16 protein-coding genes are annotated in these 20941 nt (G+C 70.8%); 9 read left to right on the top strand and 7 right to left on the bottom strand.

Annotated elements, in window-relative coordinates; genetic code table 11:
• Nucleotides 1-6 precede the first annotated feature (6 nt).
• The 5 genes from ACTJK8_RS05750 to ACTJK8_RS05770 all read left to right on the top strand — a co-directional run bounded on the left by ACTJK8_RS05750 (nucleotide 7) and on the right by ACTJK8_RS05770 (nucleotide 8378).
• Nucleotides 7-696 (top strand): metal ABC transporter permease, encoded by a 690-nt coding sequence (locus ACTJK8_RS05750; protein WP_440761638.1) that lies wholly within the window; start codon nucleotides 7-9, stop codon nucleotides 694-696.
• 434 nt (nucleotides 697-1130) lie between these two features.
• Nucleotides 1131-2777: a porin gene (locus tag ACTJK8_RS05755; protein ID WP_043074916.1), complete on the top strand. Its 1647-nt coding sequence runs from the start codon at nucleotides 1131-1133 to the stop codon at nucleotides 2775-2777.
• 963 nt (nucleotides 2778-3740) lie between these two features.
• A complete protein-coding gene (locus ACTJK8_RS05760; protein ID WP_440761639.1) occupies nucleotides 3741-5336 on the top strand; it encodes a porin in 1596 nt (531 codons plus the stop codon).
• A gap of 327 nt (nucleotides 5337-5663) precedes the next feature.
• Nucleotides 5664-7046 carry a 2-hydroxycarboxylate transporter family protein gene (locus tag ACTJK8_RS05765; RefSeq protein WP_024828299.1) on the top strand — a complete coding sequence of 461 codons (1383 nt, stop codon included), beginning with the start codon at nucleotides 5664-5666 and terminating at the stop codon, nucleotides 7044-7046.
• Between the two features lie 24 nt (nucleotides 7047-7070).
• On the top strand, nucleotides 7071-8378 hold the full coding sequence (locus ACTJK8_RS05770) for an MFS transporter (protein WP_024828298.1): 1308 nt from the start codon (nucleotides 7071-7073) through the stop codon (nucleotides 8376-8378).
• A 13-nt stretch (nucleotides 8379-8391) separates the two neighbouring features.
• Here the strand turns inward: ACTJK8_RS05770 and ACTJK8_RS05775 are convergent, their stop codons facing one another.
• On the bottom strand, nucleotides 8392-9045 hold the full coding sequence (locus ACTJK8_RS05775; RefSeq protein WP_012321996.1) for a GntR family transcriptional regulator: 654 nt from the start codon (nucleotides 9043-9045) through the stop codon (nucleotides 8392-8394).
• 114 nt (nucleotides 9046-9159) lie between these two features.
• Here ACTJK8_RS05775 and tcuA point away from each other — a divergent pair, with 114 nt between their 5' ends.
• Together tcuA and addB are read left to right on the top strand one after the other, a co-directional pair.
• Nucleotides 9160-10656, top strand: coding sequence for an FAD-dependent tricarballylate dehydrogenase TcuA (gene tcuA / locus ACTJK8_RS05780; RefSeq protein WP_043074920.1), 1497 nt, complete (start codon nucleotides 9160-9162; stop codon nucleotides 10654-10656).
• 121 nt (nucleotides 10657-10777) lie between these two features.
• Nucleotides 10778-13942: a double-strand break repair protein AddB gene (addB, locus tag ACTJK8_RS05785; protein ID WP_059408847.1), complete on the top strand. Its 3165-nt coding sequence runs from the start codon at nucleotides 10778-10780 to the stop codon at nucleotides 13940-13942.
• Between the two features lie 76 nt (nucleotides 13943-14018).
• Here addB and ACTJK8_RS05790 read toward each other — a convergent pair whose 3' ends face one another.
• Both ACTJK8_RS05790 and ACTJK8_RS05795 read right to left on the bottom strand, forming a co-directional pair.
• On the bottom strand, nucleotides 14019-15248 hold the full coding sequence (locus ACTJK8_RS05790; RefSeq protein WP_024828295.1) for an acyl-CoA dehydrogenase: 1230 nt from the start codon (nucleotides 15246-15248) through the stop codon (nucleotides 14019-14021).
• Nucleotides 15249-15361: 113 nt separating this feature from the next.
• On the bottom strand, nucleotides 15362-16291 hold the full coding sequence (locus ACTJK8_RS05795; RefSeq protein ID WP_053622323.1) for an AEC family transporter: 930 nt from the start codon (nucleotides 16289-16291) through the stop codon (nucleotides 15362-15364).
• 94 nt (nucleotides 16292-16385) lie between these two features.
• On the opposite strand from ACTJK8_RS05795, the gene ACTJK8_RS05800 reads away from it, so the two are divergent.
• A complete protein-coding gene (locus ACTJK8_RS05800; RefSeq protein WP_053622322.1) occupies nucleotides 16386-17168 on the top strand; it encodes a class I SAM-dependent methyltransferase in 783 nt (260 codons plus the stop codon).
• A 16-nt stretch (nucleotides 17169-17184) separates the two neighbouring features.
• On the opposite strand, the gene ACTJK8_RS05805 is transcribed toward ACTJK8_RS05800, so the two are convergent.
• The gene (locus tag ACTJK8_RS05805) at nucleotides 17185-17664 is read right to left on the bottom strand and encodes a hypothetical protein (protein ID WP_053622321.1); all 480 of its coding nucleotides are present in this window, start codon (nucleotides 17662-17664) and stop codon (nucleotides 17185-17187) included.
• Nucleotides 17665-17756: 92 nt separating this feature from the next.
• Complete coding sequence (locus ACTJK8_RS05810; RefSeq protein ID WP_012322003.1) at nucleotides 17757-18959, bottom strand: trans-sulfuration enzyme family protein; 1203 nt, start codon at nucleotides 18957-18959, stop codon at nucleotides 17757-17759.
• 95 nt (nucleotides 18960-19054) lie between these two features.
• Between ACTJK8_RS05810 and ACTJK8_RS05815 the strand changes: the two genes are divergently transcribed.
• Nucleotides 19055-19573 carry a TspO/MBR family protein gene (locus ACTJK8_RS05815; protein WP_012322004.1) on the top strand — a complete coding sequence of 173 codons (519 nt, stop codon included), beginning with the start codon at nucleotides 19055-19057 and terminating at the stop codon, nucleotides 19571-19573.
• Nucleotides 19574-19615: 42 nt separating this feature from the next.
• On the opposite strand, the gene ACTJK8_RS05820 is transcribed toward ACTJK8_RS05815, so the two are convergent.
• Entirely contained in the window at nucleotides 19616-20143 is a 528-nt protein-coding gene (locus ACTJK8_RS05820) for a phosphate-starvation-inducible PsiE family protein (RefSeq protein ID WP_012322005.1), read from the bottom strand.
• A 123-nt stretch (nucleotides 20144-20266) separates the two neighbouring features.
• Nucleotides 20267-20824 (bottom strand): DUF4337 domain-containing protein, encoded by a 558-nt coding sequence (locus ACTJK8_RS05825; RefSeq protein ID WP_012322006.1) that lies wholly within the window; start codon nucleotides 20822-20824, stop codon nucleotides 20267-20269.
• Nucleotides 20825-20941 lie beyond the last annotated feature (117 nt).

Raw genomic sequence — 20941 nt, forward strand, 5'->3', positions numbered from 1 at the left:
ATACCCATGGCAAAACTCACGACGCTCGCCCTGATGAGCTTGCTGGCCGTCACCACCGCTGCGCAGGCGGCGCCGAAGGTTGAGCGCCTGCGCGGCACCGTCGAGGCGGTCGCGGGCGGCGGCTTCACGCTGAAGACGATCGACGGCGCGTCGGAAACCGTGGGGCTCGCCCCCGACGCGAAGGTCTCCTGGGTCGTTCCGTCGAGCCTCGACGCGATCAAGGACGGCGTCTTCATCGGCACCGCCACGAAGGGCGAGCCGCCGGTGGCCCTGGAGGTGGTGCTGTTTCCCGAGGCGATGCGCGGCACCGGCGAGGGACACTACGACTGGGACATGATCCCCGACCGCACCGCGGGCGGCGCGCCGGTGAAGAGCGCCATGACCAACGGGACGGTGAAGACGGACATGCGCTCGACCGCGCCGGACGCGCCCCGCGTGAAGAGTGCGATGACCAACGGGACGGTGAAGGCGAGCGGCGGCGGGGCGGAGCGGACCCTCACGGTCGATTACGGCCAGGGCCAGTCCCTGCAGATCCTGGTGCCGCCGCAGGCGCCGGTCGTCAGCTTCGAGCCCGCCAGCGCCTCGGCCGTGACGCCCGGCGCCAAGGTCTTCGTGATCGCCGCGCGCGGGGATGACGGGCGCATCACCGCCCGGCGCGTCGCCGTCGGCAAGGATGGACTGACGCCGCCCATGTGAGTCGGTCCATGGTGAGGCCGCCGCCCGACACATCCACGAGCGGCGGCCTTCCGGTGCCGCCGCGCCGGCGAATCGCCTGAGACGGCGAGAGCCCGCCCGGACCCGGATCGGGTCCGGGCGGGCCGCTGCCCGTCGGAGCGGCAGGTCAGCCGCTCAGGACAGCATTCGTGCACATTCGGCGAACCATTGCCGACTAAAGCACCCCGAGAATGTTGCCAGGCCGCAACATCGCGCTGGAACTGCCGAGGCGGCCGCGAATCCTCGTTGCTCGCAGAAACCCGTTCGCACATGGTGATCGTGCACGGGGGCATCGCCAAGCGAGAGCCCGCAGGAGCCTGCCACTTAAGACGCGGGCCAAACCTACAGAACGTGCGGCTAGACCCGGATAACCGGGCACGTCCGCATCATTGGGTCTCGAAGCTTTGGAGATGTCTATGAAGCTCTTGAAGAGCTCATTGCTCGGGTCTGCTGCTGCGTTCGCGGCGGTGGGTGCTGCTCATGCCGCCGACCTGCCGGTCAAGAAGGCGGTCCCGATCGAGTACGTCCGCGTCTGCGGCGCCTACGGCGCAGGCTTCTTCTACATTCCCGGCACCGACACCTGCCTGCGTCTCTCCGGCCGCGCCCGGTTCGAGGGCGGCTACATGACCAGCTACTCGCGTCAGGGCAGCAACGGCGACACGTCGGGCTACCAGGGCCGGATGCGCATCAACCTCGATGCCCGCACCCAGACCGCCTACGGCACGCTGCGCGCCTTCGTCCGCCTCGATGCCGGCTCACGCACGGGCTACTCCGGCGTCGGCACCTCCGGCACCCAGCAGCGTATCGGCCAGGCCTTCCCGGGCCTCGGCATCGATCAGTTCGGCCGCGCCCAGCAGTTCGTGAACGTCGACAAGGCGTTCATCCAGTTCGCCGGCATGACCGCCGGTCGCGCCTCGTCGTTCTTCGACTTCTACGCCCACGACTTCGAGTTCGCCGGCGCCACGCTCGGCTCCGACATCGCCTCGACCAACCTGCTCGCCTACACGGCCACGCTCGGCAACGGCCTGTCCGCGACGATCTCGGCCGAAGATCCGGTCTTCCGCCGCAGCGTGATCTTCTCGCAGACGAACAACCCGGGCGGCGTGACGGTCAACGCCAACATCGCGAACTTCGCACAGTCCCAGTCGCCGGCCGAGGTGTTCATCGGCTACACCAACGGCGTGCCGACCCGGTACAGCTTCGTCGACGTGATCCAGCGCTCGCGCATGCCCGACTTCGTCGGCGCCCTGCGCCTCGACCAGGCCTGGGGCTCCGCTCAGGTCTCGGCCGCCGTCCACGAGCTGAACGTCGGCAACGTGGCGAACGGCGCCGGCACCGGCACCGGCTCGAACGTCAGCATCCCGCACACCAGCAACTCGTACGGCTGGGCGGTGCAGGGCGGCCTGAAGATCAACACGCCGTTCATCGCGCCGGGCGACGCCCTCTACCTGCAGGGCGCCTACGGCTCCGGTGCGCAGATGTACACCGGCTACTGCGCCTTCAGCGGCTGCTACTCGCAGAACCCGGCCACCATCCAGGGCCAGAAGTTCGCGCAGTACATGAACGACGCGACGCTCAACCCGTTCACGGGGCAGCTGGAGCAGTCCACGAGCTTCACCGCGACGGCCTCGTACCTCCACTACTGGTCGCCGGAGTGGCGCTCGGCCTTCTTCGGGTCGTACGGTGAGATGAGCTACAGCAGCGGTGCCCGTCTTGCCCAAGGCGCGGCCTTCGCGCTCGCCAACCCGACCGGTAACTCCTTCGGCGTGAACGGCGTCGGCGTGCCGGGCACCCGGTTCTTCCAGCTCAGCGAGGCGCTGCGCGACACCTACCAGTTCGTGGCGGGCGGCAGCATCATCTGGTCGCCGGTGAAGGACCTCGATATCGGTGTCGAGGGCTTCTACACCCAGATCGGCGTGAAGAACGGCCGCGTGATCGACCGCGACAAGAGCCCGACGGCCTACGCGAACGTCGCCGGCATCAACAACGGCACCTTCGTGCCGCGGACCACGACGGCGGACAGCGTCTCCACCTTCCGCTTCCGCGTCCAGCGCGACTTCTAAGCCACTCCACCGGCGCCGGGGCTCCGGCCTCCGCGCCGGTCCCCGTGCTTCAGAAACCTCAAGGCTCGGCTTCTGCCGGGCCTTTTTCGTTGTGTCGGGCCGCTCCCGGCCCGTGAGGCGGTCTGCCCGCGGACGAGGTCGCCGACGCGATCCGGCGCGACCGCCGCCGCGCCGTCGTGGTGTCGCGCGGAGCGGTGACCGGGCACGGGTCCGCTGACGGAACCTCCGTTCCCGGGCGGGCACGGTCCGGCGCCCGGTCGGGCGACTCGCTGCGCGTGCCCCGGTCGATGACCTGCCGGTGAGGAGCGCCGGCGCCGCTCCGCGCCGCGCGGGCAGCTGACGCTGCGCGGCCTCGTTCGCCCGGCGCCACTGTCCGAGCATGCTCCGCTTCTATTCAGCCGGAACGGTGCCGCCACGTCGTGCGGCGCACGCCATCCGAGGGATGATCCGGTCTTCAGGCCGACGAGCCGGACAAGCGCGGCACGCGCTTCGAATCGATTGCCGGCGGCCGCAGGTCCGCTGCGGGACGCCGAGCCGGTTTCGACCGCGGCCGCGATGACTCACTGGCCGGATGCGGCCCGCGCGACAGCCCTGACCCGCCTTCCGAACCGGCGCCCATCGATTGGTGGGGATCGCTCGAGAGAGCTTGAAATAACACTATCTGACCTGCGCCTTTTATCTTCAGGTCGGCTGATAAAATCAGTAATGATCGATTTTCTTGGTATTATTGTGGCGCGTTTTGTTGCGATCGTACAACATTATCTTGGCAGATCGGAAAAAATATCGAATCTTTGTTGCGCGCACGACGGCCGATGCACAGTGTATCCCGGCAAATGGGCCACAGAACCGTCGTAGCAAGCTAGAACTACCCAGAAGTCCGTGAGATAATCACAGATTATACTTGGAATTTCCGGTCTTGCTCATCCGTTTGCGAGATTTGAGCTTCAAAATCCGGAGACGTCGATGCCGTTACTGAGATCATCGCTGTTGGGGTCTGCTGCCGCGTTCGCGGCCGTGGGCGCTGCACACGCCGCCGACTTGCCGATCAGGAAGGGTGTGCCGGTCGAGTACGTCCGCGTCTGCGGCGCGTACGGCGCAGGCTTCTTCTACATTCCCGGCACCGATACCTGCCTTCGCATCTCCGGCCGTGCCCGGTTCGAGGGCGGATACATGACAGCGTCGACGCGGCAGGCCGGAACGAACGCCGGTGACAGTGCGGGCTATCAGGGCCGTCTGCGCATCAACCTCGATGCCCGCACGCAGACCGCCTACGGCACGCTGCGCGCCTTCGTTCGCCTCGATGCCGGGTCCCGCACCGGGTACGCGCGCTCGGGGACCCAGGCCCGCATCGGGCAGGCCTACGACGCCACGGGCGTCGACGAGGCCGGGCACGCGCAGCAATTCATGAATGTGGACAAGGCGTTCATCCAGTTCGCCGGCCTCACGGCCGGTCGCGCGTCGTCCTTCTTCGACTTCTACGCCCACGACTTCGAGATCTACGGCGCGACCTCCGGCTCGGATGTCTCCTCCACCAACCTTCTCGCCTACACGGTGACGGCCGGCTACGGCCTGTCGGCGACGCTGTCGGTCGAGGACCCGGTCTTCCGGCGCAGCCCGATCTACGCGCCGGCCGGCACCGCGTCGCCGGCGAGCCCGGTCTTCGTCGGCTACTTCGGAGGTGCCCCGATCGGGGTCGGCAGCATCGACAGCGTTCAGCGCGAGCGGTTGCCCGACGTCGTCGGCGTCCTGCGCGTCGATCAGGGCTGGGGCTCGGCGCAGCTCTCCGCCGCGGTGCATGAGCTGAATGTGGGCAACATCGCGGCGACGCCCGCGGCGGGCGCCAATGTCAGCGTCGCGCACACCAAGAGCGTCGAGGGCTGGGCCGTGCAGGGCGGCCTGAAGATCAACGCACCCTTCGTCGCGCTGGGGGATGCCCTCTATCTCCAGGGCGCCTACGCCGACGGGGCGCAGATGTACACGGGGTACTGCGCCTTCACCGGCTGCTACACGCAGCTCAACAACGGCTTCCATGGCCAGAAGATCTACCAGAGCTTCTCGGACGCGACGGTCAACCCGTTCACCGGCCAGCTGCAGACATCGCAATCCTTCTCGGCGGTCGCGTCGTTCCTGCATTACTGGACGCCGGAATGGCGCTCGGCGGTCTTCGGCTCCTACGGAGAGCAGGATTTCTCCCGCAATGCCCGCCTCGCCCAGGGCGCGCTCTACAACGTCCTGAACTTCAACGGCGCCGCCAATTTCGGCTCCAACGCGGTCGGCGCGCCCGGAACGCGCTTCTACCAGTTGAGCCAAGCTCTGCGCGACACCTACCAGTTCGTCGCCGGCGGCAGCATCATCTGGTCGCCCGTGCGCGATCTCGATATCGGCGTCGAGGCCTTCTACACCCAGATCGGCGTGAAGCACGGACGCGCCATCGACTCCGACAAGAGCCCCACCGCCTACGCCAACGTCGCCGGCATCAACAACGGCACCTTCGTCCCGCGCACCGTGACGCAGGACTCGGTCTCGCAGGTCCGCTTCCGCGTCCAGCGCGACTTCTGATCGACGATCCCGGCGGCGGGGCCTCGGTCCCGTCGCCTGTCCCCGCGCGATGCCGTCATGGCCCGGTCGACGCCGTCATGGCCCGGGCGACGCCGGGCCATCTCCGTGCCCGGTGACCACGACGGAGCCGGGGTCTTAATCCCGGCCGACGGGACAGGTCGCGTCCTTTGTTCCCTGGATCGCGTTGCCGCCCCTTATCCGCGCTGCTACGCCGGAGATCACTCAATCGCCGCCAATCGTGCGGGACTCGACGAATCGCGGTTCAGGCCGCGGTCGCGAGGGCGCGGCGAAACGGCCCGCAAGCGGTCAGAGATCCGGGGGGACGCCATGACCAGCACCGCATCACCGAGCCCGATCCCCTCGCCGGCAGAGGGGCGGGTGGAGAACGGGCGCGCGGCCCGGTTCTGGCCGGACGTTTGGTGGCGCCTGATCGACTTTAAGATCGGCATCATACCGCTCCCGATCTTCGTCATTCTGGCGATCCTCCTCACCGTCCTGGTTCAGGAGGGCGAGATCAAGCCCGACGGGCCGACCATGATCGCCGTGCTGGTGATGGGCGGCTTCACCTGCGCGGAGATCGGCAAGCGGATCCCCATCCTGAAGAACATCGGTGCCGGCGCGATCTTCGCGACCTTCATCCCGTCGGCGCTGGTCTACTACGCGCTGGTGCCGCCGCAGATGGTGAAGGCGATCACCGATTTCACCAAGTTCACCAACTTCCTCTACATCTACATCGCCACGATCATCGTCGGCTCGATCCTCGGCATGGACCGCGAGGTCCTGATCAAGGGCTTCCTCAAGATCTTCGCGCCGCTCGCCCTCGGCTCGGTGGCGGCGGCCCTGGTCGGCACGCTGGTCGGCACACTGCTCGGCCTCGGCCCCTACAAGACGTTCTTCTTCATCGTCGTGCCGATCATGGCCGGCGGCGTCGGGGAGGGAGCGATTCCGCTCTCCATCGGCTACGCGGCGATCCTCGGCCTGCAGCAGGGCGTGGTCTTCGCCCAGGTGCTGCCGCCGGTGATGCTGGGCTCCCTGACCGCGATCATCCTGTCGGGAGCCCTGAACTCCGTCGGCAAGCGCTACCCGCACCTCACCGGCGAGGGCCGTCTCCAGCCCGATTCCGACGGCATCAAGTCGAGCGACGCCCAGGCCAGGGCCGAGGCCGCCAAGGGCCAGATCGACCCCGCGACGATCGGCGCGGCCGGGCTCACGGCGATCACCCTCTACCTGCTCGGTGTCATGGCCCATCACCTCGTCGGCCTGCCGGCGCCGGTGGCGATGCTGTTCCTCGCCGTCCTGGCGAAGCTCGCCAGCGCGGTGTCGCCCCACCTCCAGGCCGGCGGCTTCGTCGTCTACAAGTTCGTGCAGGTCTCGATGACCTACCCGCTGCTCTTCGCCATCGGCGTGGCGCTCACCCCCTGGCACGAGCTGATGGCCGCCTTCACCCTGGTCAATCTGATCACGATCGTGTCGACCGTCGTGACGCTGATGGCCGTCGGCTTCTTCGTCGGCCGCTGGCTCGGGATGTACCCGATCGAGACCGCCATCGTGAACGCCTGCCACAGCGGCCAGGGCGGCACCGGCGACGTGGCGATCCTCACGGCGGCGAACCGCATGGCGCTGATGCCCTTCGCGCAGATCGCCACCCGCATCGGCGGCGCGCTGACCGTGACCGGCACGATCGTCGCCATGAAGTGGATCGGTGCCTGATGGGCACCCGGAAAGGACGTCGTCATGGCCGGTGATCCCGGGGCCGTCGGGGCCACGCTCCAGTCGAGGATCGGCGCGATCCTCCGCTCGACGAGCGGCAACTTCCTGGAGATGTTCGACTTCTTTCTGTTCGGGTTCTACGCCACCTACATCGCGCGGGCGTTCTTCCCCTCGGGCAACGAGACCACCGAGCTGCTCCTGACCTTCGGCACGTTCTGGCTCGGGGCGCTGATGCGGCCGCTCGGGGCGATCGTGCTGGGCGCCTATATCGACCGGATCGGTCGCCGGAAGGGCCTGATCATCACGCTCGCCATCATGGCGAGCGGCACGGTGCTCATCGCCTTCTGCCCGAGCTACGACACGATCGGCGTCGCGGCCCCGCTGATCGTCCTCGCCGGGCGCCTGCTGCAGGGCTTCTCGGCGGGCGTCGAGATCGGCGGCGTCTCGATCTACCTGTTCGAGATCGCCACGCCCGGTCGGCGCGGCTTCTACACGTCGTTCCAGTCGGCGAGCCAGCAGGTGGCGATCATGTTCGCCGCCCTGATCGGCTACGGGCTGAACGCCTTCCTGACCAAGCAGCAGATCGGCGATTTCGGCTGGCGCATCCCGTTCCTGATCGGCTGCCTGATCGTGCCGTTCATCTTCTTCATCCGGCGCTCGCTCCAGGAGACGCAGGACTTCGCCAAGCGGACCCACCATCCGAGCACCCGCGAGATCCTGACCACGGTGGCGGCCAACTGGCGGATCGTCCTGCTCGGCATGATGCTGACCACGATGACGACGGTGACCTTCTACATGATCACCGTCTACACCCCGACCTTCGGCAGGAACGTCCTCAAGCTCACCGAGACCGACAGCCTGATCGTCACGCTGTTCGTGGCGATCACGAACTTCATCTGGCTGCCCGTGGGCGGGGCCCTGTCGGACGCCGTCGGCCGGAAGCCGGTGCTGCTGACGATCTCGACCCTGTCGCTGCTGACGACCTACCCGGCCCTGCACTGGCTCGTGGCCGACCCGACCTTCGGCAAGATGCTCGCCGTCGAGCTGTGGTTCTCGTTCTTCTTCGGCGTCTACAACGGCGCGATGGTGGTCTCGCTCTCCGAGGTGGTGCCGCCGCACGTCCGCGCGAGCGGCTTCTCGCTGGCCTACAGCCTCGCCACCGCGCTGTTCGGCACGGCCACGCCGATGGTCTCGACCTTCCTGATCGAGAAGACCGGCGACCGGGCGGCGCCGAGCTACTGGCTGATGGCGGCGGCCGCCTGCGGCATCGTCGCGACGCTCGCCCTGTTCCGGGGCCGGGCGGGACTGGAGCGCGTGCCCGCCCACGCCTGAGGGCCGGGGCCGCTCAGCTCTCCTGCCAGATCCGGATCCGCGCCTTGAAGGCGGCGCGGATATGGGCCCGGGCGGCGGCCTCGGCGGCATCCCCGTCGTGGACCCGGATCGCCGCCACGATGGCGGCGTGCTCGGCGAGCGACTCCGCGGCGCGATCCGGGGCCGCCAGGGTTGTGGCGCCCGGCAGCAGCACCAGCGACAGCCGCATCGTCTCCAGCGTGCTCTGCAGGAAGCGGTTGCGCGCCGCCCCGTGGATCTGCCGGTGGAACAGCCGGTTGGTCCGGGCCAGCGCGGGCGCGTCCCCGAGCAGCGTCCGGTCCCGGGCGACCATCTCCTCCAGGATCTCGGTCTCGACCGCGCTGGCGTGGATCGCCGCGAGGCGCGCGGCCGTCCCCTCCAGCACCTCGCGCAGGTCGTAGAGCTCGCTCACCTGGCCGTAGTCGAGCTGCGCCACGCTGGCGCCGCGATGCGGCTCGTGGGCGACGAGTCCCTGCGCCTCCAGCCGGCCGAGGGCTTCCCGCACCGGCGTGCGGCTGATCTGGAACCGCTCGGCGAGTTCGGCCTCGCGCAGGCGGCTGCCGGGCGCGAGTTCGCCCTCCTCGATCGCCCGCAGCAGCCGCTCATAGGCGCCGGCGCCGCTGGAGCGCTCCGCTTCGCTGGCCTTCATGTCCGGCTCTCCTCGCTCGGCCATAGCGCGAAACCGAGGGGGCCGAAACGCTTGCCGCCAATTGCATGCAGTCGTATACAATGAGGCTAGAGAGGCCGGTGAGAGGAGGCAGGGATGCAGCGTCCGGACGATGCGCGGTGGGATGTGGTCGTGGTCGGGTCGGGCAACGCCGCCATGAGCGCCGGTCTCGCCGCTCTGGAGCGCGGCGCCTCGGTGCTGATGATCGAGAAGGCCGAGCGGGACCTCGCCGGCGGCAACACCGCCTACACGGCCGGCGCCATGCGCTTCGTCTACGCGGGCAACGACGACCTGATTCCGCTGCTGGTCGATCCCGAGGATCCGCGCCTGCCGCGGACCGATTTCGGCGCCTACACGGCGCAGAAGTTCGAGGAGGACCTGCTCGGCTTCAACGACGGGCGGCCGCTCTCGCGCGAGCAGCGCATCCTGATCGACGAGAGCGGCGCGGCTCTGCGCTGGCTCGCCACGCAGGGGGTGAAGTTCGAGCCGATCTATTCCCGCCAATCCTTCGAGAAGGACGGGCGCTTCGTGTTCTGGGGCGGCCTGACGCTCGCCACGCACGACGAGGGCTTCGGGCTCGCACGGGCCGAGCTGGAGGCCTTCACGAGGGCCGGCGGCGAGATCCGCTACGGCTGCCCGGCCCGGGGTCTGATCGTGGAGGACGGGCGCGTCGTCGGCGTGGAGACGCCGCAGGGGCCGGTCCGGGCGGCGTCCGTGGTGCTGGCCTGCGGCGGCTTCGAGTCGAACGCCGCCCTCCGCACGCGCTTCATCGGCGCGGGCTGGGACAGGGCGCGGGTGCGCGGCACGCCCCACAACCAGGGCGACGGGCTCCAGATGGCCCTGGACCTCGGCGCGAAGGCCCACGGCTTCTACGGCGGCTGCCACGCCACGCCGATGGACCTGCACACCCCCGATTACGGCAACCTCGACCTGCCGCACGGCGAGCGCAAGCACTACCGGAAGATCTGCTACTTCCTGGGTCTGATGCTGAACGCGAACGGCGAGCGCTTCGTCGACGAGGGCAAGAATTTCCGCAACTACACCTACGCCCAGTTCGGCCGCTCGATCATGGAGCAGCCCGGGCACGTGGCGTGGCAGATCTTCGACGCCAAGGTCGATCACCTGCTCTACAGCGAGTACCGGTTCCACGACGCGCACTACGTCGAGGCCGACACGCTGGACGGGCTCCTCGAGCGGCTCGAGGGCATCGACCGGGCGGCGGCGCGGCGGACCATCGCGGCGTTCAACGCCGCCGTGGACGAGAGCGTGCCGTTCGATCCGACCGTGAAGGACGGGCGCGGCACACGGGGGCTCGCCCTGCCGAAGTCGAACTGGGCGCAGAAGATCGAGACCGGGCCGTTCAAGGCCTACCCGGTCACGGGCGGCATCACCTTCACCTACGGCGGCGTCGAGGTCGGCGACGACGGCGGCGTGGAGCGCGCGGACGGCGGCGCGATTCCCGGCCTCTACGCCTGCGGCGAGATGGTCGGCGGCGTCTTCTTCAACGGCTATCCCGGCGGTTCGGGGCTGACCTCCGGCGTCGTGTTCGGCCGCCGCGCCGGCTACGGCGCCGCCGCGAGGGCGAAGGGCTGAGGTCCGCGGCGGAACGCGCCCGGATCCCTGACCTTCGCGGGGGTGGGGGGAGCCGCGCGATCGTTTCCCCAGCGGCCCATCGCCCCCTGTCCGCGGGCCCGGCGGGGGCGTAGAAGCCCCCATGCCCGCCCGACAGGCCGTCTTCACCATCTCCCGCGGCGTTCCGTTCCTGCCGACGCTCGCCGAGGCGCTGCTCTCCGGCCGCCTCGTCGGTCCGGTGGCGGGCGATCCGCTGGCCCTCGCCGCGGTCACGATCTACCTGCCGACCCGCCGCGCGGCCCGGGCCCTCGGCGCGATCCTGGCCGAGAGGGTCGGCCGGGACGCGCCAGGCCGGGCGACGCTGCTCCCGCGGATGATACCCCTCGGCGAGGCCGACGAGGCCGAGCTCGACCTCGCCGCCGAGCCGCTGCTGGAGGAGAACGCCGACCCCCTGAGCATCCCGATGCCGCCGCTGGAGCGTCGTCTGATCCTGGCCCGCCTCGTCCAGGCCTGGGCCAAGACCGTCGACCGGACGCTGCTGCCGCTGGATGCCGAGGTGCCGTTCCTCGTGCCGTCCTCCCCCGCCGACGCCGTCGGGCTCGCCGGCGATCTCGAGCGCCTGATGGACGCGCTCACCGTCGAGGGCCTGCCCTGGTCGGAGATCGGCGCGGCCGTCGAGGCCGAGTATTCCCGCTATTTCGGCCTGACCCTCGACTTCGTGAAGATCGCCGCCGAGAACTGGCCGAAGCTCCTGGCCGAGCGGGGACTCGCCGATCCGGTCGCCCGCGCCCGCGGGCTCGTCCTCGCTGAGGAGCGGCGCCTGTCGCGCAGCGCGACCCAGGACCCGGTGATCGTCGCCGGGTCGCTGGGCTCCGTGCCGGCCACGGCCCGGCTCATCGCCGCCGTGGCCAAGCTGCCCCACGGCGCCGTGGTCCTGCCCGGGCTCGATCTCGACCTCGACGCGGCCGGATGGGACGGCATCGACACCGGCGAGGGCTTCTCCCGCGTGATCGCGCACGGCCACCCGCAGGCGGTGCTGCACCGGCTGCTCGGGCCGGAGAACCTCAACATCGGCCGCGCGGAGGTCGTCGCCCTCGGCGAGCCCGATGCCGGCCAGGCGGCGCGGGCCGCGCTCCTGTCGCAGGCTCTCCGTCCGGCCGACACCACCGATGCGTGGGCCGCCCTCGACCCGGCCGAGCGCGACACCGTCGCCCGCCTGGGCCTCGACGGGCTCGCGCTCGCTGAGGCGGCCGACGAGCGCGAGGAGGCGCTGGTCGCGGCGCTGGCGCTGCGCGAGACCCTCCAGACCCCCGGCGCCACCGCGGCCCTCATCACGCCCGACCGCGGGCTCGCCGGCCGGGTCGCCGTCGAACTGCTGCGCTGGGGCATCGTGGCGGAGGATTCCGCCGGATTGTCCCTCGCCGGAAGCGCCGCCGGGCGGCTCGCCCGGCTCGCGGCGGAACTCGCCGCCGACCTCGCGCGCGATCAGGCCGACGCGATCCCCGCCCGGCTGATCGCACTGCTCTCCCATCCGATGGTCCATCTCGGGCTGCCGCGCCCCGACGTGGTCCGGGGCGCCGCGGCCCTGGAGATCGGGTTGCTGCGCGGCCCGGTCCCGGCCCCGGGCTTCGACGGCCTGCGCAAGGCCCTCGCCGCCGAGCGCGCCGGACCGCCCGAGCACCGGCCCCGGGCCAAGCGCCGCCTGAAGGACGTCGACTGGGAGCTGGCGGCGGACCTGCTGGACCGGCTGGATCTGGTGTTCCGGGATTTCCCGGGCCCGGACGGGGCCGGGGATTGCGACCTCGTCACCACCGCCACGGGGCACCGGGAGGCGTGCGACCGCCTGATCGCCGGACCGGAGGACGCTTCCCCGGCGGAGACGGACGGATCTCTGTCCTGCCTCGACGCGCTGTTCGACGACCTGGAGATGGCCGAACCCGGCCTGATGCCGGGGCGGTTCGACGATTACGCCACCTTCTTCACGTCGCTGGCCCGGGAGCGCAAGGTCGCTTGCTCGGGCGAGGCGCCGCATCCGCGCCTGCGCATCCTCGGGCTGCTGGAGGCGCGCCTGCTCTCGGTGGACCGCGTGGTGCTCGGCGGGCTGGACGAGGGCGTCTGGCCGGTGCGCACGCTGACCGACTCGTTCCTCAACCGGCCGATGCGCGAGCGGGTCGGCCTCAACCCGCCCGAGCGGCGGATCGGTCAGATGGCCCACGACTTCGTGCAGGCGCTCGGCTGCCGCGACGCGGTGATCACCCGGGCGCTGAAGCGCGAGGGCGCGCCGACCGTGCCGTCGCGCCTGATCCAGCGCCTGCGCGCCCTCTCGGGCGATGCCCGCTGGGACGCCGTCCTGCGCGCGGGGCGCCGGCTCACGGGCCTCGCCGCGCGGCTCGACGCGGCGCCGCCGGAGCCGCGGCTGAAGCGCCCCGCGCCGAAGCCGGACCCGGCCCTGTTCCCGCGCTCGCTCAGCGTCACCGAGATCGAGACGCTGGTGCGCGATCCCTACAGCATCTTCGCCCGCCACGTTCTCGGGCTCGATCCCCTCGATCCCCTGGCGGCGGCGCCGGGCGTCGCCACCCGCGGCTCCCTGGTGCACGACGTCTTCGCGGAGTTCGCCGCACGCCACCCGGCGGACCTGCCGCCGGACGCGGCGGAGCGTCTGCTGAACCTCGCGGTGAACGCCTTCGGCGAGATCGAGGCGGAGTACCCGAACCTCTACGCCGAGTGGTGGCCGCGCTACGAGCGCATGGCCTCGGCCTATCTCGATTGGGAGGCGCAGCGCCGGCCCGGCCTGACCCGGGTCTACCCGGAGGTCTCCGGGCGCTGGGTGATCCCGATGGGGCGCGAGACCTTCACGCTGCGCGCCCGGGCCGACCGGATCGAGCTGCGGCCGGACGGCACCGCCTGCATCGTCGACTACAAGACCGGGACGCCGCCCTCGGCGAAGATGATCTTCACCGGGTTCTCGCCGCAGCTCACCCTGGAGGCGGCGATGCTGATGCACGGCGCCTTCGCGGACCTCCCGGCCGCGAAGACGACGCCGGACCTGCTCTACGTCCACGCCTCGGGCGGGCGGAAGCCCTTCGTCCCGATCCCGGTGAAGCCGCCCCGGGGCGAGGAGCGCGGCGTGGAGGCGATCGTGGCCGAGCACGCCGCGCGGCTCAAGGGGCTGGTGGCCCGGTTCATGACCGGCGAGGCGGCCTACACGGCGCGGCCCTACCCGCAATATGCCAGCAAGTACGGCGCCTACGATCACCTGGCCCGGGTGCTCGAATGGTCGCTCGCCGGCGACGAGGGCGGGGAGTAAGCCCACCCCAGCGCTGCGGTGATATCCCGCCCGCACCTCAGGATGTGGGTGCGGGTGGGAGGCGCGTTCCTGGATCTCAGAAGAACGCCTGCAGCCCCGTCTGCGCCCGGCCCAGGATCAGGGCGTGGACGTCGTGGGTGCCCTCGTAGGTGTTCACCGTCTCGAGGTTCTGGGCGTGGCGCATCACGTGGTACTCGCCCATGATGCCGTTGCCGCCGTGCATGTCCCGGGCGGTGCGGGCGATGTCCAGCGCCTTGCCGCAATTGTTGCGCTTGACCAGCGAGATCATCTCCGGGGCCATCCGGCCCTCGTCCATCAGCCGCCCGACCCGGAGCGAGGCCTGGAGGCCCAGCGCGATCTCGGTCTGCATGTCGGCGAGCTTCTTCTGGACGAGCTGCGTCTGCGCCAGGGGCCGGCCGAACTGCTTGCGCTCCAGGGTGTAGCTGCGGGCGCGGTACCAGCAATCCTCGGCGGCGCCCATCGCGCCCCACGAGATGCCGTAGCGCGCCCGGTTGAGGCAGCCGAACGGCCCCTTGAGCCCCGAGACGTTCGGCAAGAGCGCGTCCTCGCCGACCTCGACGCCCTCCATGACGATCTCGCCGGTGGTCGAGGCGCGCAGGGACAGCTTGCCCTTGAGCGTCGGTGCGGACAGGCCCTTCATGCCCTTCTCGAGGACGAAGCCGCGGATCGCGCCCTCGTGCGCGTCGGACTTCGCCCAGACCACGAACACGTCCGCGAAGGGCGCGTTCGAGATCCACATCTTGGCGCCGGAGATCCGGTAGCCGCCGTCGATCTTCTCGGCCTTGGTCTTCATCCCGGCCGGGTCCGAGCCGGCATCGGGCTCGGTCAGGCCGAAGCAGCCGATCCACTCGCCCGAGGCGAGCTTCGGCAGGAACTTCTGCCGCTGCTCCTCCGAGCCGTAGGCGTGGATCGGGTACATGACGAGGGAGGACTGCACGCTCATCATCGAGCGGTAGCCGGAATCCACCGCCTCGACCGCCCGCGCCACCAGCCCGTAGGCCACGTAGGAGGCGCCCGCGCAGCCGTACTCCTCGGGGAGGGTCACGCCGAGGAGACCGAGTTCGCCCATCTTCCGGAACAGGCCGGGATCGGTCTTCTCGGTGGCGTAGGCCTCGACGATCCCCGGGAGAAGCTGCTCCTGCGCGAAGCTCTGGGCGACGTCGCGGATCGCCCGCTCGTCCTCGGTGAGCTGATCCTCCAGCAGGAAGGGATCGTCCCAGACGAAGCGGGCCGAGGCCGGGGCCGACGGTGAGGCGCTGCCCGGAGGGCGCATCGGAGCGTTCATCGAAATTCCTCGCCTGCAGGGAAGCGCGGGTCCTCGCGGCCCGCGCGCTTGGGCCTACCCTAGACCCGCGCGGCGCCCGGTCCAACGCGCGCGGTGACGCCGGGGCGTTGCCGTCACGCCCGGCCGAGGAGCGTGAGCCAGGCCAGCGTGGTGAGCGGCGCCAGGAGGGTCGAGACCAGGACCGAGGCCGCGACCATGCCGGTCTCGGTCCGGTAGCGCGCCGCCAGCAGGTAGGCGTTGATCCCCACCGGCATGGCGGCGAACAGGGTGGCGACGCCCGCGTAGGCGGCCGGCATGGCGAAGACGTGGAAGGCCAGGATCCAGACCGCGAGCGGGTGGAGGAGATTCTTCAGGAGCGCGATCACCAGGGCACCCTTGAGGTCGAACAGCACCCGGTAGCGCTTCAGGCCGGCGCCGAGCGCCACCAGCGCGCAGGTGGAGGCGGTGCCCGCGAAGGCGTCGATCAGCGACCGGGCGATGCCGGCCGGCGCGAGGCCGAGGGCCTTCATGGCCATGCCGATCAGCAGCGCCACGAAGATCGGGTTGCGCAGGAGCACCAGGGCGAGACCGCGGATCCGCGCCAGGACCGGCAGGCCGGAATCGGACTCGATCAGGAAGGTGGCGCTGCCCATCATGAGCGGCAGGTGGACGGCGAGCAGCATGAACAGCGGGAAAGCACCCTCCTCGCCGTAGGCCTGGAGGATCATCGGGACGCCCACGAACACCGTGTTCGACTGGCTCGCCGCGAAGCCGTGGAGGATCGCGCCGCGCCGCTCGATCCCGGCGCGCCGCCGGGCAATCAGCGTGCCGACGAACCACGAGATCGCCGCGCCGCCGAAATACGCGACCCAGTAGGACCACGCGACGGTCCCGCTCATCCCGGGCTTGGTCAGCGTGGCGATGATCAGCGCCGGGACCGCGACGGCGAAGACGTATTCCGACAGCCCGTCGCTGACCTTGTCGGAGAGGAGCCCCGCGAGGGCGGCAGCCCAGCCGATCAGGACGATCCCGAAGATCGGGGCGATGATGGCGAGGGCGTTCACGGGGCCGGCGGGAGAAGGGTCTGGTGCGCGGGGGGCGACTCGGCCCATAGCACGCCGTCGCGCCGCGTCGCGCACCGTCGGGAGCTGTGCTGGCATGTCGGACGAGAGGGGATCGGCGATTCACCGCGCCGCCGCGCAGGGCTACGGTGCCGAGGCGGACACCTACGTGACGGGCCGCCCCGATTATCCGGCGGCCGTGACCGGCTGGCTCGCGGCGGATCTCGGTCTCGGGCCGGGGCGGCGGGTGCTCGACCTGGGCTCGGGCACCGGCAAGTTCCTGCCCACCCTGCGCGCGACCGGAGCCTCCGTCGTCGCGGTGGAGCCCGTCGACGCCATGCGCGCGCGGATCGCGGGCGCGCATCCGGAGGTCGAGGCCCTCGCCGGGACCGCGGAGGCGATCCCGCTGGACGCGGCGAGCCTCGACGCGGTGGTCTGCGCCCAGTCCTTCCACTGGTTCGGCACGGCCGCCGCGCTCACCGAGATCGCCCGGGTGCTGCGTCCCGGCGGCCGGCTCGGGCTGATCTGGAACGTGCGCGACGAGACTGTGCCCTGGGTCGCCGCCCTGTCGCGGATCACCGATCCGCACGAGGGCGGCGCGCCGCGCTACCGCACCGGCGCGTGGCGGGCCCCGTTTCCCGCGCCGGATTTCGGGCCGCTGCGCGAGCGGCGCTGGCGGCACGCGCACAGCGGCACGCCCGAGGCCGTGATCCTCGACCGCACGCTCTCGGTCAGCTTCATCGCGGCGCTTCCCAGCGCCGAGCGCGCCCGCGTCGCCGCGGCGGTGCGGGCCCTCATCGCCGACACGCCCGAACTCGCCGGCCGAGCGACGCTCGACTTCCCCTACGTGACGACGGCCTACAGCAGCGTGCGCGCCTGACGGCGTCGAGGTCGGCCTACTTGTTCTCCAGCACCTTGATCGGATCCGTGCGCTGACTCGCGGGCGGCTCCTTGGTCAGATTGGCGCCGCCCTCCCGCTGCACCTTGACGTCCTGCGGCGCGCCCGGCCCGCCGACGGCGCGGCCGCCCTCGGTGCTCTGCGTCGGCACGGTGCCGGAGGCGAGTTCCAGACAGGTCACCATCTCGACGTAGGATGGGAAGCCGCCCGCCTTGAACTGGTTCTGGCACTGGCGCTTGGCGGCGGGCGTGTAGCTGCTCCAGTGCCGCTCGGCCTCCTTCTTGGCGTCGCGCTCGGAGCGGATGCAGCCGTCGTAATTCGCCTTGTCGCTGATGGTCGTGTTCGTGACCTGGGCCGACTGGCAGGTGCGCTCGACGTCGAGATCGGGCACCGCGTCGGCCCGGGCGGGGGCCGACGCGAGCGCCAGGGTGAGCAGCGCGAAGGTGCCTGGGACCATCGTGCGGAAACGGGTCGTCATGTCGTCAGACTCGCGATCTGTGGCGGTTCGCGCCGCCGGAACTGCCGGCACAACGCGCCAGGAACCCGTTCGGCACCAAGCGCCCGCGACGATCACCCCGCGTGGGCGCCGCGCAGGGCCTGATCGAGATCGCCGTACAGGTCGTCCGTGTCCTCGATGCCGGTGGACAGGCGCAGCAGGTCCGGCGGGCAGGGACTGCCCGGGCCTTCCACCGAGGCGCGGTGCTCGATGAGGCTCTCGACGCCGCCGAGCGAGGTCGCCCGCTTCCAGAGCCGCACCCGCGCCGCCGTGGCGATGGCGCCGGCCTCGCCGCCGGCCACCCGGATCGACAGCATGAAGCCGAACCCGTCCCGCATCTGCCGGCAGGCGACCGCGTGGCCGGGATCGTCCGGGAGACCCGGGTAGAGGACGCGGGTCACGTGGGGGTGTCCGCTCAGGCGCCCGGCGAGGCGCAGGGCGCCCGCCGCCTGCGCGGCTGCCCGGAGATGCAGGGTCCGGAGCGAGCGCATCAGCAGGTAGGCCTCGAAGGGCCCGAGGATGCCGCCGCTGCCGGCGCGGATCCCCCGGATCCGCTCCCAGAACGCGTCGGCCCGCGCGCCCGCCAGCACGCCCGCCACCACGTCGGAATGGCCGTTGAGGATCTTGGTGGCCGAGTGCATCACGATGTCGGCGCCGAGTTCCAGGGGCCGGGTGTGGACCGGCGAGGCGGCCGTGGAATCCACGGCGAGCCGCGCCCCCGCCGCGTGGGCGATCTCGGCCGCAGCGGCGATGTCGGTGACCGTCCAGAGCGGGTTGCCGGGTGTCTCGATCCAGACGAGCTTGGTCCGGCCGGGCTCGATCGCGGCGCGCAGGGCGTCCGGATCGTCCGTGTCCGCGAAGGTCAGTGTGAGGCCGCGCCGGGGCGCCTCCTCGCGCAGCCAGCGCTTCAGCGCCCAGTACATGACCGTGCCGGCGACCACGTGGTCGCCGGGCTCCAGCGCGCCGAACACCGCGGTCGCCGCCGCCATCCCGGAGCCGAACAGCAGCGCGCCGGCGCCGGCGCCCTCCAGCATCGCCAGGACCGACTCCGCCTCACGCACCGTGGCGTTGTCGGGCCGCGCGTAGCTGTAGCCGGAGCTGTAGCCATTGTCGGGATCGCGGATGAAGGTGGTGGCGACGTGGAGCGGCATGACCACCGCCCGCGTCTCAGGCTCGATCCGGCCCATGGCCTGGGCCGCGAGGCTCCGGCGCGTGAAGTCCGGCTCGGCGTCGCTCCGGGTATCCGACCGACCCTGCGGCGCGTAAGGCTGTGACATCTGGCGATTCTCGGCGGATGGAGACGGGCGCGTGCCACGGCGCGTGGCCCCCGGCAAGCCGCGCCACACGCCGCGCCCGGTGGAGACCGACGATCATGACCGCCGCCACACACGTCCCCGGAGGATCGCCACTGCCGCGCTGGCTGCGCCTCGCCGCCGCGATCCTGCCGGTGGCGGCCACCGCGGCCGTCGGCTCGATGGCGACCCAGGCCGAGATCCCGGGCTGGTACGCGAGCCTGAACAAGCCGGCCTTCAACCCGCCGAACTGGGTGTTCCCGGTCGCCTGGACGATCCTCTACACGATGATCGCGGTCTCCCTCTGGCGGCTGCTCGGCGCCATGCCGCGCACCGGGCCGAGCCGCGAGGGCTGGTGGCTCGCCCTCGCGGCGTTCCTGGTGCAGATCGCCCTCAACGCCGCCTGGACCCCGGTCTTCTTCACCGCGCACGCGATCGGCGCCGGGCTAATCGTCGTCGCGATGCTGCTGGTGATGGTGCTCTGGACGATCCGGCTGACCTGGCGCTTCGACCGGCTCGCGGCCTGGCTCCTCGTCCCCTACGCGGCCTGGGTCGCGTTCGCGACGCTCCTCAACGCCGCGATCCTGCGGATGAACTGACCGCCCATCCCGCCGGCGCCCGACCGCGCGCCGGCGCGGCTGTCAGGACACGTGTTCGGGCTTCTCCTCGCCCGCGGGCCTGCCGTCGTCGCGGGCGCGGTGCAGCAGGAAGATCGCGAACACCATCGTGAGGATCAGGCCCGCCAGCACGCCGAGCTCGATCATCGAGGCCTGGAACAGCGCCTGCTTCTCCGGCGACCAGTCCTTGGCGTGCATGATCTCCGACGATTGCAGGGTGATGACCAGCACCCGCCGGATCGAGGCGATCAGCCCGACGATCAGGAACGGCTCGCAGGTCAGCGTCCCCGACCGCATCGAGACCCGCACCGTGTGCAGGATCTCGATCAGCATCAGCAGGAAGAGGAGCCGGTCGATCACCTCCAGGATCTGCTGCGCGCCGCCGAGCGCCCGCATCGCCTCCCAAGTCATGCCGGCGGCCTCGATCAGCGCCACGAGGGCGGTGAGCGCCAACAGGATGCCGAGCGCCGCGTAGATGGCGTGCTCGGTGTGCAGGAAGATCGCGCTGGCGATCTTCGTCAGGCGGCCCTGATCTTCTGAGTGTTCGGACATCATTCCCCCCTGGAATGCGCCGAGACGATCAGCTTCCGAACCGCGCGTCCAGCCCGGCGGCGCGCGGGTTCAATCGATCGGGAACGGGAGTGGCGTTACGTCGCTGCCGGTGGCCGACGCCGATCAGTGGAAGAACGGCAGGGCGTGCGGCGCGAGGTAGCCGAAGCCGAGCAGCGCCGCCCCGGCGAGGCCCAGGAATCCGCCGGCGAAGACCAGCAGGCTGATCCCGGTGATCACCTCGGCCGACGCCAGCACGATGCCGATCTGGAAGGCCGCCGAAGCCAATTCGTAATGGTGGTAGCGCAGCAGCGCGAGGTCGCGCCGGCCCTCAGACGCGCGGGCCTTCTCGGACAGTTCCTTGCGGCCCTCGCCGGTCGACGGCTCGGAATCCCAGCGCGCCAGGGTCTTGGACCACTCGGCGCGCTTGGCGGCGATCGCGTCCTGGTTCGGCCCCGGGGGCACCAGCGCCAGGGCCTCGTCGGCGGTCTTGAGCACCGTCGCGCGGATCGTGCGGGCCTGGAAATAGGCCCACTGGTTCGCGGCCTCGACGTTGGCGCCGATCGAATCCGTCTGGGACGCCTTGCCCAGCGTCTCGCTGAACGCGAGGAACAGCGCCAGCACCGAGATCAGCAGCGCCACGCGCTTGTTCGACCCCTCGATCGCCCCGTGACCACCCGACATCGTCTCGCTCGTCTCCGTTGATTCGGCGGGGCCGAGTCACAGCCCATCGCGGCGCGCGACGCAATGCGCCGCCGGTCGACAGGGGCCCGGATCCGGGTTCCCGCGCGGCGCTCCTCC

This window comes from Methylobacterium sp. 22177, assembly GCF_052045615.1.
In the GTDB taxonomy this organism is placed as follows: domain Bacteria; phylum Pseudomonadota; class Alphaproteobacteria; order Rhizobiales; family Beijerinckiaceae; genus Methylobacterium; species Methylobacterium radiotolerans.